General features: G+C 70.6%; 14 protein-coding genes and 1 pseudogene. 10 read left to right on the forward strand and 5 right to left on the reverse strand.

The window, feature by feature from the left end; genetic code table 11:
* Positions 1 to 40: 40 nt before the first annotated feature.
* A complete protein-coding gene (locus QFZ76_RS09960) occupies positions 41 to 514 on the forward strand; it encodes a thioesterase family protein (RefSeq protein WP_307679974.1) in 474 nt (157 codons plus the stop codon).
* On the opposite strand, the gene QFZ76_RS09965 is transcribed toward QFZ76_RS09960, so the two are convergent.
* From QFZ76_RS09965 to QFZ76_RS09975, 3 genes and pseudogenes are all read right to left on the reverse strand, one after another.
* Complete coding sequence (locus QFZ76_RS09965; protein WP_266443304.1) at positions 501 to 896, reverse strand: DUF742 domain-containing protein; 396 nt, start codon at positions 894 to 896, stop codon at positions 501 to 503. The two genes, QFZ76_RS09960 and QFZ76_RS09965, sit on opposite strands and share 14 nt — an antisense overlap.
* Positions 897 to 905: 9 nt before the next feature.
* Positions 906 to 1,344: pseudogene (locus tag QFZ76_RS09970) on the reverse strand (roadblock/LC7 domain-containing protein).
* Entirely contained in the window at positions 1,341 to 4,193 is a 2,853-nt protein-coding gene (locus QFZ76_RS09975; RefSeq protein ID WP_307673382.1) for a nitrate- and nitrite sensing domain-containing protein, read from the reverse strand. The pseudogene QFZ76_RS09970 and the gene QFZ76_RS09975 overlap by 4 nt, the downstream one beginning before the upstream one ends.
* Positions 4,194 to 4,611: 418 nt before the next feature.
* Here QFZ76_RS09975 and QFZ76_RS09980 point away from each other — a divergent pair, with 418 nt between their 5' ends.
* The gene (locus QFZ76_RS09980; protein WP_307673383.1) at positions 4,612 to 5,184 is read left to right on the forward strand and encodes a hypothetical protein; all 573 of its coding nucleotides are present in this window, start codon (positions 4,612 to 4,614) and stop codon (positions 5,182 to 5,184) included.
* 102 nt (positions 5,185 to 5,286) lie between these two features.
* On the opposite strand, the gene QFZ76_RS09985 is transcribed toward QFZ76_RS09980, so the two are convergent.
* On the reverse strand, positions 5,287 to 6,471 hold the full coding sequence (locus QFZ76_RS09985; RefSeq protein ID WP_307673384.1) for an NAD(P)/FAD-dependent oxidoreductase: 1,185 nt from the start codon (positions 6,469 to 6,471) through the stop codon (positions 5,287 to 5,289).
* Positions 6,468 to 6,791: a bifunctional 3-phenylpropionate/cinnamic acid dioxygenase ferredoxin subunit gene (locus QFZ76_RS09990; protein WP_307673385.1), complete on the reverse strand. Its 324-nt coding sequence runs from the start codon at positions 6,789 to 6,791 to the stop codon at positions 6,468 to 6,470. The genes QFZ76_RS09985 and QFZ76_RS09990 overlap by 4 nt, the downstream gene beginning before the upstream one ends.
* Before the next feature lie 364 nt (positions 6,792 to 7,155).
* Between QFZ76_RS09990 and QFZ76_RS09995 the strand changes: the two genes are divergently transcribed.
* The 8 genes from QFZ76_RS09995 to QFZ76_RS10030 all read left to right on the forward strand — a co-directional run bounded on the left by QFZ76_RS09995 (position 7,156) and on the right by QFZ76_RS10030 (position 17,623).
* The gene (locus QFZ76_RS09995) at positions 7,156 to 7,983 is read left to right on the forward strand and encodes an IclR family transcriptional regulator (RefSeq protein ID WP_307673386.1); all 828 of its coding nucleotides are present in this window, start codon (positions 7,156 to 7,158) and stop codon (positions 7,981 to 7,983) included.
* Positions 7,984 to 8,221: 238 nt separating this feature from the next.
* Entirely contained in the window at positions 8,222 to 9,307 is a 1,086-nt protein-coding gene (locus QFZ76_RS10000; protein WP_307673387.1) for an S-(hydroxymethyl)mycothiol dehydrogenase, read from the forward strand.
* A complete protein-coding gene (locus QFZ76_RS10005; RefSeq protein ID WP_307673388.1) occupies positions 9,304 to 9,933 on the forward strand; it encodes an MBL fold metallo-hydrolase in 630 nt (209 codons plus the stop codon). The genes QFZ76_RS10000 and QFZ76_RS10005 overlap by 4 nt, the downstream gene beginning before the upstream one ends.
* A 46-nt stretch (positions 9,934 to 9,979) precedes the next feature.
* Complete coding sequence (locus QFZ76_RS10010) at positions 9,980 to 12,442, forward strand: FAD-dependent oxidoreductase (protein WP_307673389.1); 2,463 nt, start codon at positions 9,980 to 9,982, stop codon at positions 12,440 to 12,442.
* Positions 12,443 to 12,503: 61 nt separating this feature from the next.
* Complete coding sequence (gene solA, locus QFZ76_RS10015; RefSeq protein WP_307673390.1) at positions 12,504 to 13,658, forward strand: N-methyl-L-tryptophan oxidase; 1,155 nt, start codon at positions 12,504 to 12,506, stop codon at positions 13,656 to 13,658.
* Positions 13,659 to 13,669: 11 nt separating this feature from the next.
* Positions 13,670 to 14,842, forward strand: coding sequence for an aromatic ring-hydroxylating dioxygenase subunit alpha (locus tag QFZ76_RS10020; protein ID WP_307673391.1), 1,173 nt, complete (start codon positions 13,670 to 13,672; stop codon positions 14,840 to 14,842).
* Positions 14,843 to 14,984: 142 nt separating this feature from the next.
* Positions 14,985 to 16,526: a GMC family oxidoreductase gene (locus tag QFZ76_RS10025; protein WP_307673392.1), complete on the forward strand. Its 1,542-nt coding sequence runs from the start codon at positions 14,985 to 14,987 to the stop codon at positions 16,524 to 16,526.
* Positions 16,526 to 17,623 carry a glycine betaine/L-proline ABC transporter ATP-binding protein gene (locus tag QFZ76_RS10030; protein WP_307673393.1) on the forward strand — a complete coding sequence of 366 codons (1,098 nt, stop codon included), beginning with the start codon at positions 16,526 to 16,528 and terminating at the stop codon, positions 17,621 to 17,623. The genes QFZ76_RS10025 and QFZ76_RS10030 overlap by 1 nt, the downstream gene beginning before the upstream one ends.
* Position 17,624 lies beyond the last annotated feature (1 nt).

Below are 17,624 nucleotides of genomic sequence, written 5' to 3' on the forward strand. Positions count from 1 at the left end.
GTACGGGCCAGAAACGCCAGGCGTGTCAGGTCTCCAGGACCTGCCGGGCCTGCCGCTGTTCCGCGAGACCGTGCGCCCGGAGTGGATCGACTACAACGGGCACATGAGCGAGGCGTTCTACGTCCTGGTCTTCGGTCACGCGACGGACGCGCTGATGGAGCGTACGGGGATGGGGCCCGGGTACCGCGAGAGCACCGGCTGCTCGATGTACACGGTCGAGTCCCACATCCGCTACCTGCGGGACGTACCGGAGAGTGCTCGGCTCGCCGTACGCACCCGCGTGCTCGGCGCGGCCGGGAAGAAGGCGCGCTTCACGCACGAGATGTACGTCACCGCAGGCGTCGCAGGGCCGGAAGCGGAGGACGGGCCGGTCGCCACCACGGAGTTGTTCGCCCTCCACGTCGACCGGACATCGGGCCGGGCGACCCCCTTCCCCGATGCGGTCCGTCAGCGCCTCGCGGCGCTGACGGAACCGCCTCCTTCATGGGCCGGGCGCTCGATCACAGCGCCCTGAGGCCGTCGATCACGTCCCGCAGAATGCTCTCGTCCGGCAGTTCGGCAGGGGGAACAGGCCGGTTGACGTGGACGAACTCCCCGGCCACAAGGTCGCCCACCAGCACGCGCACCACGCCGATGGGCAGGTTGAGTTCGGCGGCGAGTTCGGCGACCGACTGCGGGGTGTCACGGCACAGGTCGACGATGTCCACGTGTTCCGGGGACAGCGTGTGGTCGCCTTCCGCGTCGTCCGCCTGGGGTTCCGTGACGACCACCGCGATGAGGTCGAGGCGGTGCTGGCCCGTACTCGTGGTGCGGCCGCGCGTCATGGCATACGGACGGACGACCGGTCCGGCCTCGTCGTCGAACCAGTGGCTTCTTCCCTGACCGTCTGAGCTCATGTCATCCCACTACCCGCCCTGAGGCAGATCGGTGCGCGGAGCGGCACCCAGATGCACACCGACCCGCTTCACCAGGAGCGTCATCTCGTACGCCACCAGGCCTACGTCGGAATCCGCGTCCGAGAGGACCGCGAGGCAACTGCCGTCGCCGGCGGCCGTGACGAACAGGAAGGCGTCGTCGAGCTCGACGACCGTCTGCCGGACGTTGCCCGCCTCGAAGTGCCGCGCCCACGCCCTTGGCGAGGCTGTGGAAACCGGAGGCGACGGCGGCCAGGTGCTCGCTGTCCTCCCGGGTCAGGTCTCTGGACACGCCCGTCGGCAGGCCGTCGCCGGAGAGCACGAGGGCCTTGCGGATGCTCGCGACGCGCTCCACGAGGTCGTCGAGGAGCCAGTTGAGCTCGCCGTTCTTGTTGCCCGCGGTGTGGTCGGTCGCCTTCGGTGCGGTCATCGACCGTCCCCCTTCGTTCCTTGTGGTGCTGTGCCGCTGTGGGCGTCGTCGCCCGCGGCGTTCTCCTCGCGGCCGCGCTGCCAGCCGCGCTGGAGCGAGGCCATACGGCTGCGTACCTCGTCGGCGTCCCACTCGACCGGCTCCGCCGTGTCGTCGGTGCGCCGACCGGTGCTCTGCTTCAGCTGCGGAGCCAGGTTCGCCTGGCGTACGCGGCGGGGCAGAGGAGCCGTGCCGGAGTCGGTTGGCTGGGGTGCTGTGCCGGGGGGTCCGGCGGGCGCGCTCGGCTCACTCGGCCCGCTCGACGTGATCTCGGCGTGCCGGTTGCGCCTGGGGAGGGCGGGGGCCTCGGGCCGTTCGGTGGTCGGAGGCTCGCTGCTCTGGTCGTCGAGGCGGTCGGCCACGTCGGTGCTCCGGCGCAGCGGGTTCGCGCCGCGGCGGCGGGTGGGCAGTGGGGCCGGTCCCAGGGGTGCGGCCGGCTGGGGGCGCGACCGGCTCGGGCCCGTCGGGGCCTCCTCGTCCGGGTCCTCGCGCCGGCCTCGCTGCTCGGTGACCGGGCGGCCGTGGGAGCTGACCAGCTTGGGGGTCCGGCGTCGCGGCATGGGGACCGGGGCGTCGAGGTCGTCGTCGGCCCGGTCCGTAGCGCCCGGCTCGGGGGCCTGGTGCTGCGGCTCGCCGTGCCGGGTGGCCGTCTCGTCGTCCGTGCGCAGGGAGCGGCGCGGGCGGAACAGTCCGCCGCGTTCGCTGTCCTCCTCGTCGAGGGCGCCCGGGAAGTCGCCGAGGGCGTCGAGGTCGACGGGGGCCTCCAGCTCGACCGGACCGTCCAGGAGCGCCGCCGGCAGGCTGGGCAGCTTCCCCTGCACCTGGGAGAGCGGAGCGCGGCGGGCCTCCTCCAGCTCGGCCTCCTTGGAGGGCCGGGGCCGGTCGAGGCGGAAGCCGATGCCGTTGGTGTCCGGGACGTCGTCCGTCAGCAGGGTGTCAGGGATGAAGACGACGGCCGTGGTGCCCCCGTAGGGGGACGGCTGGAGGGAGACCCGGACGTGCTGCCGCTGGGCGAGCCGGCTGACCACGAACAGGCCCAGCCGGTCGGTGTCGGACAGTTCGAACTCCGGTGTCTCGGCGAGCCGGAGGTTGGCGTCCAGGAGCGCGTCGGCGGCCATGCCGAGGCCGCGGTCGTGGATCTCCAGGGTGAAGCCGTTGGCGACGCGCTCGCCGAACACCTGGACGGCGGTGTGCGGCGGGGAGAACACCGTGGCGTTCTCCAGGAGTTCGGCGACGAGGTGCGTGAGGTCCGCGACGGCCGGGCCGGTGACGGCGACCCGGGGCAGTCGGCGGACCTCGATGCGCTCGTAGTCCTCGACCTCGGCGACGGCGGCGCGTACGACGTCCATGAGCTGGACGGGTTTGCGCCACTGCCGGGAGGGGGCGGCACCGGAGAGGATCACCAGACCCTCGGCGTGCCGGCGCATGCGGGTGGTCAGGTGGTCGAGGCGGAAGAGGTCGGCGAGTTCGTCGGTGTCCTCGGTCCGCCGCTCCATGGCGTCGAGCAGGGTGAGCTGCTTGTGCAGGAGGACCTGGCTGCGGCGGGCGAGGTTGACGAAGACCTCGGACACGCCGGCCCGGAGCTCGGCCTGTTTGACGGCGGCCTCGACGGCGGCGCGTTGCAGGGTGTTGAGGGCCTGGCCGACCTCGCCGATCTCGTTCTTGTCGTACTCCAGGCGCGGGACCTCGGTCTCCACGTCGATCTGTTCGCCCACGGAGAGGCGGCGCATCACGCTGGGCAGCCGGACGCCGGACGCCTCGTGCGCCTCCAGGCGCAGTTGTCGCAGGTCGCGGATGAGGCCGCGGCCGACGCGCACGGACAGGACGAGCGAGAAGAGCAGGGCGGCGAGGCCGAGGAGGCCGGCCACGGCGGCCTTGACGATGACGGCCATCGCGTCGGGGCGGACCCGGTCCTGGTAGCGGTCGCCGGCCTGGTCGTTGAGGGTGGCGAGCTCGTCGAGGGCGCTGCCCGCGGCGGCGTCCCAGCTCTTGGCGCTCACCGCGCCGGGTGGCGCGCCGGGGTCGGAGGAGATGACCGCCTGTTCCGCCGACCGCAGCGGGGCGGTGGTGGCGTTCTTCCAGAAGCGTTCGTAGCGTTCGCGCTCCGCCGCGGGCAGCACCGGCAGGCTGATGTCGTACATCATGGTGCGCTGCGCGGCGAGGTCGGAGACGTCGCGGATCTCTTCGCGGGTGAGTTTTCCGACCACCAGGGCGGAGCCCAGCAGGGCGTCCTCGCGGGAGAGCAGTTCGCGGGCGCGGGTGATGTTCACCAGGATCCGGGCCTGCTTGTCCAGCTCCACGCTGTCGACGCCGTCCATGGAGGCCAGCAGGGCGTAGCAGGGGTCGACGAGACGGTTGTACAGGTCGAGGGCCTGGATCCTGTCGACCGTGCCCTCCTCGACGCTGCGGCGCAGGGAGTCGATGCCGTCCAACGCGTCCAGGATGGTGGTGAGGTGTTCGTCCTCGTCGGCGTCCAGTCCGTCGCGGACGTCGGGGTCCTTGGCGTTCTCCCGGATCTTGACGATGGCGTCGTCGGTGGCGCTGCGTGTGCTGCGCAGCGCGGACAGCGCGTCGGAGGCCCGGGGGTCGGCGAGATAGACGAGGGTCTGCCGGCGTTCCTGCTGGAGGACCCGGACGGTGTCCTCGGTGGGATAGCCGATCTTCTCGACGACGGACGACACGTGGAACAGCTGGGCGACTTCCCGGCCCGTGAGTACCGTGGCGAAGCCCCAGATCGCGATCAGGGACACCAGCGGCACGAGGAGCAGCGCCACGATCTTCCGGCGGATCGATTTCCCGCGAAAGCGCATGGCCTCCCCCAGCTCGACCCCCACCGGCAGGGGTACAGATGTGCGTCAACAAACGGCGCGAGCCTACTACTGACCCACACGCAACTCGAAGACCCGTCCGGAAGATGAACTTCCGCGCCGAGGGCGAGACATGGGGAGTTGTCCGCTCATTGGAGGAGATTGCCTCCTGTCTTTCCCCGGCGGCCGCCGGCAGGGACGTGATCGGTCTGACTGACCAGTTGGCCGGAATTTTGCGTTCGTTGGGAATCTTGAAGGGGATTCGTTCGTCGTACTTGTTGGGAGTTGGGGGCGGAATCGGCCACAGGAGCCGCAACCCGCACCCGGGCGGCGTAAATCAGCGCAAGCCGGGCAGCCACTGGGGAGCCGGGTCTTCGGACGCGGAGCGAGCGGTCTGCTGGCGGTGGGGAGTGACACGGTGATGGGCACGGCGGAGCGACAAGAGACGCTGCCGGACGGCGGGGCGGCGCGTGCGACGGCGCGGCGGCAACTCGAGGCGCCGGATCACGACATTCCGACGGACAGGGACGGAACGGCTGCGTACCGGAATGCGGCCGAACCCGTTGAGCGCCGCGGGCGTGGCGCGGCACAAGAGCAGCCCGAATACCGACCGTTGTGGATCGAGGAGCCCGCGCGGCGGCGCCGGTTGCCCGATCCGGTGCGGACGTCGGCGGTGCGGGCAGTGCTGATCATCGCTCTGACACTGATCCAGGCGATGGTGGCCTTTCTGTGCACCATGGCCGGTTCCTGGCTGGCGTTCCCCATGGTGATCAGCAGCGTCGTCAGCACCGTGGTGGCCACCTGGGGCGCCCTCGACGTCTGGGTGACCCGCCAGGTGTGGAACCAGCGGCATGGCGTGGTGTCCACGCCCAGCAGCACCGCGCGTGCCCTGCGGCGCGAGCGGCGCAAGGCGCGGCGACAGGCGCGGGCCGCCGAGCGGTCCCAGGAGCGAATACGTCGGCAGGGCGGCGCGGGCCGGCTGTCGCACTCCTGAGGACCGGTTCACTGCGGTCCGGCAAACGAATCCCGGCGGTCCGGCTCCCGGCGGTCCGGCTCATGGCTCACGCCGTCCGGACCTCCTCCGGGCCCGTGGCGTTCAGAGCGCGGCCGGCTGCGGCCGGCTCCCTCCGCGGACGAGTTCCCGTCGCGCCCGCATGAAGGGGCGCGGCCGGTCCACGGAGAGCACCGCGGTGGTACGCCCGTCCCGTTCGTACAGGGCGAGGAAACCGCCCTCGGCCGGTGCGCCGTCGGCGAGTTCGCCCTCGGCGATACGGACGGTGTCCCCGTCCTGTCGACGGCCGGCGAACTGGATGCGGGCGCCGTACTGGTCCGACCAGAAGTACGGCAGTGAGCCCACGGTCTGAAGCGTGCGTCCGGCGAGCAGATTGGCCACGGCGACCCGGGGTTGCTCCGTCGCGGACGTCCAGTGTTCGGCGCGGGTGCCGCCGACGCGGGCCACATCGCCGACGGCGACCACCTGCGGCAGAGCCGTCACACAGCCGTCGTCGCACAGCACACCGTCGTGCAGGGCGAGTGTGGAGCCCGCCAGCCAGGCGGTGTTCGGAGTGGCGCCGATGCCGACGATCACTGTGTCGGCGGGCAGGACCCGGCCGTCGGAGAGTGCGACGCCGGTGACGGCGGCGGTGCCGCGCAGTCCGGCCACCCCGGTGCCCGTGACCAGGTCCACCTCGCCCCGCCGGTGGAGCGCGGCGCACACGGCGGCCATCTCGGCGCCGAGGTGGGGCACGAGCGGGAGCGGAGCGGCCTCGACGACGGTGACGGTGTGGCCGAGGGCAGCGCAGGAGGACGCGGTCTCGGCACCGATGAAGCCGCCGCCGATGACGACGACCTGGCGCGGACCGCCGCCGAGTTCGTCGCGCAGGGCACGGGCGTCGTCGAGGGTGCGCAGCGTGTGCACCCCGGTGAGGCTAGAGCCCGGGAGGCGGCGGGCCGAGGCCCCGGTGGCGATGACGACGCCGTCGGTGGACACCGTACGGCCGTCGTCGAGCAGCACGGTCCGGCCGCGGGCGTCGAGGCCGCGGGCCCGTTTGCCGAGCAGCCACTCGGCGTCGAGCCCGGTGGTCTCCTCGTCGTCCGTGAGGGCGAGGTGGTCCTCGCTCGCGCGGCCGGTGAGGAAGTCCTTGGAGAGGGGAGGCCGGTCGTACGGGCGGTGGGGTTCGTCGCCGACGATCACCAGGCGTCCGTCGAAGCCCTGGGAGCGCAGTTCCCGGGCCGCGTACAGACCGGAGAGGGAGGCGCCGACCACGGTCACGGTCCTCATGCGGCGGTACCTTCCTCCGCGGCGACATGGACATGGATCGTGCCGTCGTCGACGCTGACGCGATGGGTGCGGACGGGGCGCCGGGCCGGGAGGCAGGTCGGCTGTCCGGTGCGGAGATCGAATGAAGCCGCGTGCAGCGGGCATTCGACCAGACAGCCCTCCAGCCAGCCCTCGGAGAGGGAGGCGTCCTGGTGGGTGCAGGTGTCGTCGATGGCGTACAACTCGCCGTCCTCGGTGCGGAACACGGCGATGGGCGGTGTCGTCCCGACGCGGACGGACTCGCCTTCGGGGAGGTCTTCGAAGCGGCAGACGGGAATCACGGGCCCCCCTCTCGGTCCGGGACGCTCGGTCCGGACCTGTGTGGTCCAGGTTGATCAGGGAGTGCGGACCGCCGTTGGTCCGACAGCAGGCAGTGCGGAAGCAAGGAGTTGTGCTCGAGTGAGGAGTTCGGTCGGCGCCGGACCTTTGCCGAACCTTCGTCGAACCTTCGTCGGTCCGACCCGGTCCACGCCGATCCGTGCTGTCCGGCCCCCTACCGGGCGCCGGACGCTTCGGTAACATGATGTTTCGTATGACGCATGAGCGAGCGCCATGCGCAACAGAATCCGGGCGGGACGACCGTCGCGTCAAGGGTTTCCCGCAGATGCGCCCGAACCGGGCCCCCAGGTGGTTGAGAGTTGAGCCATGACCCGCACGCAGAAGCAGTCCGACCGTAGCGAGGAGAAGACCGCGAACCCGGAGAAGAACGGCAGAGGGGCGGCCAGCGCCGTCCAGTCGGTGGACCGTGCCGTGAGCGTGCTGGAGATCCTGGCCCGGCACGGCGAAGCGGGCGTCACCGAGATCGCCGACGAGCTGGACGTGCACAAGTCCACCGCGTTCCGGCTGCTCGGCGTCCTGGAGAACCGCGGCCTGGTGGCCCAGGCCAAGGACCGCGGCAAGTACTACCTGGGCGCCGGCGTACTACGCCTGGCGGGGGCGGCGGCAGTACGGCTGGACATCTCGCAGGAGGGCGTCCCGGTCTGCCGGGAAGTCGCCGACGAACTGGGCGAGACGGTGAACATCGCGGTCCTGGACGACGATGCGGCGGTCAACATCATGCAGGCCCGCGGCACCGCGTCCGTGACAGCACAGAACTGGCTGGGCAGACGCACCCCGCTGCACGCCACCTCCAGCGGCAAAGTGCTCCTCGCGCACCTGCCGCCCACCCTGCGCGAGGGCCTGCTCGCGCGCTCGCTGCCGCGCTTCACGGAGCGGACCATCACCGGCACCTCCGTGCTGCGGAGTGAGCTGGAGGCCGTTGTGGAGCAGGGCTACGGCATCGCCGTCGAGGAACTGGAGCTGGGCCTGGCCGCCGTGGCCGCCCCGATCCGCTCGCACGACGGCAAGGTCATCGCCGCCATCAGCGTCTCGGGGCCGGTGTACCGCCTGACCAGCGACCTGCTGCCGGAGCTGGCCAAGCGCGCGGTGGAGGCCGGAGCCGAGCTCTCGCGGCGGATGGGATACGGCTTCTAGCCGGCTCGGCCACACCGTCCGACCGGCCGCCGAACAGCCACCGCGCGAACGCGAAACCAGCGGCGCGGGACCGGGAATCTCCTGGTCTCGCGCCGTCATGTGTCCGGCTTGTTTCGCCCCGACCCGTTCCTTTTGCCAAGGGTTAACTCGCACCTCTTGACGGCCCTCGACGGCGTTCCCACTATGTTCCTCATAGCGCAACCCATCGTGCATTGCGCAACAGCAGAGGAGCTTGGTCGTGCCACACGAGGTCCGTGCCGTAGTCGCTGTGAAGAAGGGCGCACCCGTCGAGGTGCAGACGATCATCGTCCCCGACCCGGGTCCCGGAGAGGTGCTCGTCGCCGTGCAGGCCTGCGGGGTCTGCCACACGGACCTGCACTACCGGGAAGGCGCGATCAACGACGACTTCCCGTTCCTGCTGGGCCATGAGGCGGCCGGCACGATCGAGGCGGTCGGGGAAGGGGTCACGGACCTCAAGCCCGGCGACTACGTGGTGCTGGCATGGCGCGCGCCCTGCGGTTCCTGCCGTTCCTGTCGCCGCGGCCGCCCCTGGTACTGCTTCGACTCCCGCAACGCCACCCAGCCGATGACCCTGCTGGACGGCACCCCGCTCAGCAACGCCCTCGGCATCGGCGCCTTCGCCGAGAAGACCCTGGTCGCGGCGGGCCAGGCGGTGAAGATCAACCCGGCCGCCCGCCCGGAGGCAGCGGGTCTCATCGGCTGCGGCGTGATGGCGGGGTACGGCGCCGCGGTCAACACCGGCAAGGTCGGCCGCGGCGACTCGGTCGCCGTCATCGGCTGCGGCGGCGTCGGCAACGCAGCCATCGCGGGCGCCTGCCTCAACGGCGCGATGAAGGTCATCGCCGTCGACATCGACGACAAGAAGCTGGACCAGGCGGAGAAGTTCGGTGCCACGCACACCGTCAACTCCCGCGGTACGGACCCGATCGAGGCGGTCCGCGCGCTGACCGACGGCCACGGCGTGGACATCGCGATCGACGCGGTGGGCCGCCCGGAGACCTTCAAGCAGGCCTTCTACATGCGCGACCACGCGGGCCTGCTGGTCCAGGTGGGCGTGCCCTCCCCCGAGATGAAGGTCGAGCTCCCGCTGATCGACGTCTTCTCGCGCGGCGGCGCCATCAAGTCGTCCTGGTACGGCGACTGCCTGCCGAGCCGCGACTTCCCGTTCCTGATCGACCAGTACCTGTACGGGCTGCTGGACCTCAACGCCTTCGTCAGCGAGACCATCGCGCTCGACCAGGTCGAGGAGGCCTTCGCCAAGATGCACCGCGGTGAGGTGCTGCGCTCGGTGGTGGTCCTGTGAGCGACAAGGACCACGCGGTACGCATCGACCGGGTCGTCACGAAGGGCACCTTCAGCCTGGACGGCGAGACCTTCGACGTCGACAACAACGTCTGGCTGGTCGGCGACGACGAGCAGGTGCTGATCATCGACGCCGCCCATGACGCCCGCGCCATCCACGAGGCGGTCGCGGGCCGGCATGTCACCGCCATCGCCTGCACCCACGCCCACGACGACCACGTCGACGCGGCGGCCGAGCTCTCCGTCCTGACCGGGGCGCCGGTCCTGCTCCACGCCGACGACCACGAGCTCTGGTCCCACACGCACCCCGGCCGCAAAACGGACGGCGAACTGACCGACGGCCGGATCCTGACCGTCGCCGGCATCGAGGTCCATGTCATCCACAACCCCGGGCACACCTGGGGCAGTTGCTCGCTGTACGCCCCGTTCCTGAACGCCGTGTTCACCGGCGACACGCTCTTCCACGGCGGCCCCGGCGCCACCGGCCGCTCCTACTCGGACCGCCCCACCATCGAGGCGTCCATCCGCAACCGGCTGCTCACCCTGCCCGGCGACACCGCCGTCCACACCGGGCACGGCCAGGACACGACGATCGCCGCCGAGCGGCCCAACGTGCCCGCCGTATAAGCGACTTCCCCGTCCCCCTGCCATCCCCGCCACCGCAAGGAGGGGCATGTCCAGCACGCCCGAAAACCACCCTCACTCCCCCCGTGTGGTCATCGTCGGCGCCGGCATCGTCGGCTGTTCCCTCGCCGACGAGCTGACCGCCCGCGGCTGGACCGACGTCACCGTCCTGGAACAGGGCCCGCTGCCCGCCCCCGGCGGCTCCACCTCGCACGCGCCCGGTCTCGTCTTCCAGACCAGCCCGTCGAAGACGCTCGCCGAGTTCGCCAAGTACACCGTCGAGAAGTTCGTCTCCCTCGAAGTGGACGGTCTCCCCTGCTTCAACCAGGTCGGCGGCCTGGAGCTCGCCACCACCCCGGAGCGCCTCGCCGAACTGCACCGCAGGGCCGGTTACGCCGCCGCCTGGGGCATCCGCGGCGAGATCGTCAGTGCCGCCCGCTGCAAGGAGCTCTGGCCGCTGCTCGACGAGTCGGTGGTGCTCGGCGGCTTCCACACCCCCGACGACGGCCTCGCCCGCGCCCTGCTCGCGTCCCACGCCCAGATGGAACGGGCCACCGAGAGGGGCGCCCGCTTCCTGGAACGCCACACGGTGACCGGGATCGAGCAGGAAGCCGGCCGGGTCACCGCCGTCGTCACCGACCAGGGCACCTTCCCCGCCGACCACGTCGTCTCCGCGGCCGGCTTCTGGGGCCCGGTCATTGGCCGCATGGCGGGTATCGACATCCCCCTGCAGCCGCTCGCGCACCAGTACGCGAAGACCAAGCCGCTGCCCGAACTCCAGAACCACCAGGCGGAAGCCTCGAAGCCGATCCTCCGCTTCCAGGACCGCGACCTCTACTTCCGCGAGCACACCGACCGCTTGGGCATCGGCTCCTACGCCCACAAGCCCCTGCCGGTCGACCCGTTCGCGGTCCTGCCGTACGACGAGGCCCGGGCTCAGAACCTGGACATGCCCTCCTCCTTCCCCTTCACCGAGGAGGACTGGGCGCCGAGCTGGGACGACTGCCGCTGGCTGGTCCCCGCCCTGCGGGACGCCGAGATCGAGGCCGGCTTCAACGGCGTCTTCTCCTTCACCCCGGACGGCATGCCGGTCCTCGGTGAGTCCCGGCAGCTGCGCGGCTTCTGGCTGGCCGAGGCCGTGTGGGTCACCCACTCCGCCGGTGTGGCGAAGGCCGTCGCCGAGTGGATGGTCGACGGGCGGCCCGCCCTCGACCTGCACGAGTGCGACCTCACGCGTTTCGAGGAAGTGCAGCGTTCACCGTCGTACGTCCGTGAACGCGGTTCACAGCAGTTCGTCGAGGTGTACGACGTCCTCCACCCGCTCCAGCCGATGGAGCAGCCGCGTCCCCTGCGCGTCAGTCCCTTCTACGCCCGTCAGCAGCAGCTCGGCGCGTACTTCCTGGAGGGCGGCGGCTGGGAGCGCCCGCACTGGTACGAGGCGAACGCGCCCCACGCCGAAGGACTGGAGCTTCCCGAGCGCGACGCCTGGTCGGCCCGGTACTGGTCCCCGATCGCGGCCGCCGAAGCGAAGGCAACCCGCGAAAAGGTCGCGCTCTACGACATGACCCCCCTGCGACGCCTCGAAGTCACCGGCCCCGGAGCACTCGACTTCCTGGACCGCATGACCACCAACAACCTGCGCAAGAAGCCCGGCGCGGTCACCTACACCCTCCTCCTCGACGAGACCGGCGGCGTCCGCTCCGATCTCACCGTCGCCCGCCTCGCCCCCGACCGCTTCCAGGTCGGCGCCAACTCCCCGGCCGACCTCGACTGGCTCGCCCGGTACGCCCGGTACGCATCGGGCGAGGTCCACCTCAAGGACATCACCTCCGGCACCTGCTGCATCGGCGTCTGGGGTCCCCTCGCCCGGGACCTCGTCCAGCCGCTGACCCGCGACGACTTCTCGCACGAGGCCTTCGGCTACTTCCGCGCGAAGGAGACGTACCTCGGGCACGTCCCGGTGACGGCGATGCGCCTGTCGTACGTCGGCGAGCTCGGCTGGGAGCTGTACACCACCGCCGACCTGGGCCTGCGCCTGTGGGACACGCTGTGGGAGGCCGGCCGGGACCTCGGCGTGATCGCCGCCGGCCGCTCGGCCTTCAACTCCCTGCGCCTGGAGAAGGGGTACCGGGCCTGGGGCACCGACATGACCGACGAGCACTCCCCGTACGAGGCGGGCGTCGGCTTCGCGGTCCGCGCCGACAAGGAGTTCGTGGGGCGCGAGGCGCTCACCGACGCGCCCCTCACCCGCAAGCTCACGCCCCTCCTCCTCGACGACCCCGCCGCCGTGGTCCTCGGCAAGGAGCCGGTCTACGTCGACGGCGCCCCCGCCGGCTACGTGACGAGCGCCTCGTACGGCTACACGCTCGGCCGCTGCATCGCGTACGCCTGGCTGCCGGCCGGACTCACGACCGGCACCGGCGTGCACATCGAGTACTTCGGCGAGAAGGTTCCGGCGACGGTCGCCGAAGAGCCCCTCTTCGACCCGAAGATGACCCGCATCCGCCGATGACGACCGCTGACCACCGCCGACCACCGCTGTCGATGACTGACGCACCCCCAGGAGGCATGCAGTGTCCCCCACTTACGACGTGATCGTCATCGGTCTCGGCGGCATGGGCAGCGCCGCCGCCCACCATCTGTCCGCGCGCGGCGCCCGCGTGCTGGGCCTGGAGAAGTTCGGCCCGGTGCACAACCGGGGCTCCAGTCACGGCGGTTCGCGGATCACCCGGCAGTCGTACTTCGAGGACCCGGCGTACGTTCCGCTTCTGCTGCGCGCCTACGAGCTGTACGAGGACCTGGAGCGGGCCACCGGCCGGGAGATCGCGATCCTCCCGGGCGGCGTGATGGTCGGCCGCCCCGACTCCCGGACCGTCTCCGGCTCGCTGCTCTCCGCCCAGCAGTGGGACCTCCCGCACGAGATGCTGGACGCGAAGGAGATCCGCCGCCGCTTCCCGACGCTCGCACCCAAGGACGACGAGGTGGCGCTGTTCGAGAAGAAGGCCGGTCTCGTGCGGCCCGAGAACACTGTCGCCGCGCACCTCCAGCTCGCCACCCGGCAGGGCGCCGACCTGCACTTCGAAGAGCCGATGACCCGTTGGGAGCCCTACAAGGACGGTGTCCGCGTCCACACGGCGGAGAACACCTACACCGCCTCCCAGCTGGTGATCTGCCCGGGCGCGTGGGCGCCGCAACTGCTCACCGACATCGGGGTGCCGTTCACCATCGAGCGGCAGGTCATGTACTGGTTCCAGCCGACCGGCGGTGTCCAGCGGTTCCTCCCCGAGAACCACCCCATCTACATCTGGGAGGACGCGGCCGGCGTCCAGGTCTACGGCTTCCCGTCCATCGACGGCCCCGACCTCGGCGCCAAGGTCGCCTTCTTCCGCAAGGGCGAGGTCACCACCCCGGAGACCATCGACCGGACGGTCCACGAGGACGAGATCAAGGCGATGGCCGACCACATGGCCGGCTGCATCCCGGATCTGCCCGGCACCTTCCTCAAGGCCGCCACCTGCATGTACTCCAACACCCCGGACGAGCACTTCGTCATCGCCCGGCACCCCGCGCACCCCGAGTCGGTGACCGTGGCCTGCGGGTTCTCCGGGCACGGCTTCAAGTTCGTGCCCGTCGTCGGCGAGATCCTCGCCGACCTGGCCCTGACCGGCACCACCGAGCACCCCATCGGCCTGTTCGACCCCTCCCGCCTCGCCGCCGCGCCCGCCTGAGGAGCACGCCCGTGACGACGACCCCCGCCCCCGAGAGCCCGCTCTCCGAGGCCCACCAGATCTCCCCCAGCCTGATCGCCACCCTGCCCGGGGACTACTACACCGACCCGGAGATCTTCCGGCAGGAGCAGGAGCACCTGTTCGAGTCGATGTGGTTCTGCGCCGTGCGCAGCGCCGACCTCGCCAAGCCGGGCGCCTTCCGCACCGTCCAGATCGGCCGCGAGAGCGTGCTCATCACGCGCGGCCGCAAGGGCGAGCTGCGCGCCTTCCTCAACGTCTGCCGTCACCGCGGTGCCCGGCTGTGCATGGAGGAGTCCGGCGAGGTCCGGCGGAACCTCCAGTGCCCGTACCACGCATGGACGTACGACCTCGACGGCAAGTTGATCGCCGCGCCCAACTTGATCAAGATGCCGGACGTCGACCGGGTCGAGTACGGGTTGATCAAGGTGTCCCTGCGGGAATGGCTCGGCTACGCCTGGGTGTGCCTCGCCGACGAACCGCCCTCCTTCGAGGAGACGGTCATGCACGCCGCCGTGGAGCGGCTCGGCGACGTGGCGGCCATCGACCACTACGGCACCGAGAACCTCGCGCTCGGCAAGCGGATCGTGTACGACGTGAAGGCGAACTGGAAGCTGATCGTCGAGAACTTCATGGAGTGCTACCACTGCGCGACCATCCACCCCGAACTCACGGATGTGCTCCCGGAGTTCGCCGACGGCTACGCGGCCCAGTACTACGTGGGCCACGGCGCCGAGTTCGGCGAGGAGGTCAAGGGCTTCACGGTCGACGGCAGCGAGGGCTTCGCCAAGCTGCCCTCGGTCTCCGAGGACCAGGACCGCCGCTACTACGCCATCACGGTGAAGCCGACGGTGTTCATCAACCTCGTACCGGACCATGTGATCCTGCACCGCATGTTCCCGATGTCCGAGGACCGCACGGTCGTCGAGTGCGACTGGCTGTACGCGCCGGAGGTGGTGGAGTCCGGGGCGGACCTGTCGAAGTCGGTGGAGCTCTTCCACCGGGTGAACGAGCAGGACTTCGAGGCCTGTGAACGGACGCAGCCGGCGATGGCCTCCCGGGCGTACCGCCGCGGTGGTGTCCTGGTCCCCAACGAGCACCACATCGGGATCTTCCACGACTGGCTGATCCGCCGACTCGACAAGGGCGACCCCTCGCCAGTGTGATCGGCACCACATCGGCAAGTGTTTCTGAATGACTCCAGAGGAACTGGGCAGGCGCTCCCACCCATGTCACGTCAACAGCCTGCCCGGTCATAGGGGTGCCGGCATCAGACGTCCGGCACGCACGACAAGGAGCACAGACTTCATGTCCGAGCAGGAGACGTACGACTACGTGGTCGTCGGCGGCGGCACGGCGGGATCGGTCATCGCGTCCCGCCTCACCGAGGACCCGCTGGTGAGCGTGGCGGTCATCGAGGGCGGCCCGTCCGACGTGGACCGGCCCGAGGTGCTGACGCTGCGCCGCTGGCTCGGCCTGCTCGGCAGCGAACTCGACTACGACTACCCGACCACCGAGCAGCCGCGCGGTAACTCCCACATCCGCCACAGCCGCGCCCGGGTGCTCGGCGGCTGTTCGTCCCACAACACCCTGATCAGTTTCAAGCCACTCCCGTCCGACTGGGCTCAGTGGGTGGAGGCCGGCGCCGAGGGCTGGGACGCGGCCTCCATGGATCCGTACTACGACCGGCTGCTGAACAACATCGTCGCGGTGGACGAGAAGGACCGGAACGCCATCGCCCGCGACTTCGTCGAGGCCGCCCAGCAGGCCACCGGCGTGCCGAGGGTCGAGGGCTTCAACAAAAAGCCGTTCGCCGACGGCGTCGGCTTCTTCGACCTCGCCTACCACCCGGAGGACAACAAGAGGTCGTCCGCCTCGGTCGCCTACCTCCACCCCTTCCTCGACCGGCCCAACCTCCGTCTGATGCTGGAGACCTGGGCCTTCCGCCTGGACCTGGACGGGGACCGCGTCACGGGCGTGCGGGTGCGCACCGCCGACGGCGCGGAGAAGACCGTCGTCGCGGCGCGCGAAGTGATCGTCTGCGCCGGCGCCGTGGACACCCCGCGGCTGCTGTTGCTCTCCGGCATCGGCCCCAAGGACGATCTGGAAGCGCTCGGTCTGCCCGCCGTGCACGATCTGCCGGGCGTCGGCGAGAACCTGCTCGATCACCCCGAGTCGGTCATCGTGTGGGAAACTCACGGCCCCATACCGGAGAACTCGGCGATGGACTCCGACGCCGGCCTGTTCGTACGCCGGGATCCCGCATCGCCCGGCCCGGACCTGATGTTCCACTTCTACCAGATCCCCTTCACCGACAATCCGGAGCGGCTGGGCTACGAGAAACCGCCGTACGGCGTCTCGATGACGCCCAACATCCCCAAGCCCCGCAGCCGCGGCCGCCTCTTCCTCACCAGCGCCGATCCGTCCGTGAAGCCCGCGCTGGACTTCCGGTACTTCACCGATGAGGAGGACTACGACGCCCGGACGCTGGTGGACGGCATCCGTATCGCCCGCGAGATCGCCAGGACCGAACCACTCGCCTCCTGGCTGAAGCGCGAGGTCTGCCCCGGCCCCGAGGTCACCGGCGACGAGGAGCTCAGCGAGTACGCTCGCAAGGCCGCGCACACGGTGTACCACCCGGCCGGCACCTGCCGGATCGGGGCCTTTGACGATTCGATGGCCGTGGTCGGCCCCGACCTGCGTGTGCACGGCCTGCGCGGCGTGCGGATCGCCGACGCCTCCGTCTTCCCCAGTATCCCCGCCGTCAATCCGATGATCGGGGTCTTCATGGTCGGCGAGAAATGCGCCGACCTGCTCATTCGGCCGACGAACCCGGGAGTCGACGCCTGATGTCCACCACCCTGTCCAAAGAACCGGCCAGAGAGCCGGCGCCCGAACCCACCGGCGCCCCGCCGGTCTTCTCCATACGCAAGCTCTGGAAGGTCTTCGGGCCGAAGGCGGAGCGGGTGCCCGACAGCGAGCTCGCCGACCTCCCGGCCGACGAGCTCCGTCGCAGCACAGGCTGTACGGTCGCCGTCCGGGACGTCTCCTTCGACGTGCACAAGGGCGAGGTCTTCGTCGTGATGGGCCTGTCCGGCTCCGGCAAGTCCACACTCGTGCGCTGTCTGACCCGGCTCATCGAACCGACCGCCGGCACGCTGGAGATCGACGGCGAGGACGTCCGCGCGATGGACAAGTCCCGGCTGCGCGAACTGCGCCGCCACCGGGCCGCCATGGTCTTCCAGCACTTCGGCCTGCTCCCGCACCGCACGGTCCTCGACAACGTGGCCTATGGCCTGGAGATCCAGGGCCTCGGCAAGCTGGAGCGCCGTGCGCTGGCCATGAAGGTCGTCACCAAGGTCGGCCTCGAGGGCATGGAGCACCGCCGCCCGGCCCAGCTCTCCGGTGGTCAGCAGCAGCGCGTCGGGCTGGCCCGCGCGCTCGCCGTCGATCCCGAAGTCCTGCTCTTCGACGAGCCGTTCAGCGCGCTCGACCCGCTGATCCGGCGCGACATGCAGGAGGAGGTGATCCGCCTGCACCGCGAGGAGGGCCGCACGATGATCTTCATCACGCACGACCTGAGCGAGGCGCTGAGGCTCGGCGACCGCATCGCGCTCATGCGTGACGGCGAGATCGTGCAGTGCGGCACCCCCGAGGAGATCGTCGCGCAGCCCGCCGACGACTACGTACGCGACTTCGTCCGCGATGTGCCCCGCGAGCAGGTCATCACGGTGCGCACCGCCATGCGCGCCGGGGCCTGCAGCGGCCCGGACCACCCCGGCGCCCTCGCCCCGGACACGATCGTCGCCACCGCCATCGAGATCGTCGCCCGCAGCGGAGCGGCCGCCTGTGTGGTGGAGGACGGCGACTGTCTGGGCGTGGTGGACCACGAGAACCTGCTGGCGGTCGTCGCGGGCATCGGCTCCGAACGGGCGGCGGTGAGCTGAC

Origin of the sequence: Streptomyces sp. V4I2, assembly GCF_030817655.1 — a bacterium.
Lineage (GTDB): Bacteria > Actinomycetota > Actinomycetes > Streptomycetales > Streptomycetaceae > Streptomyces > Streptomyces plumbiresistens.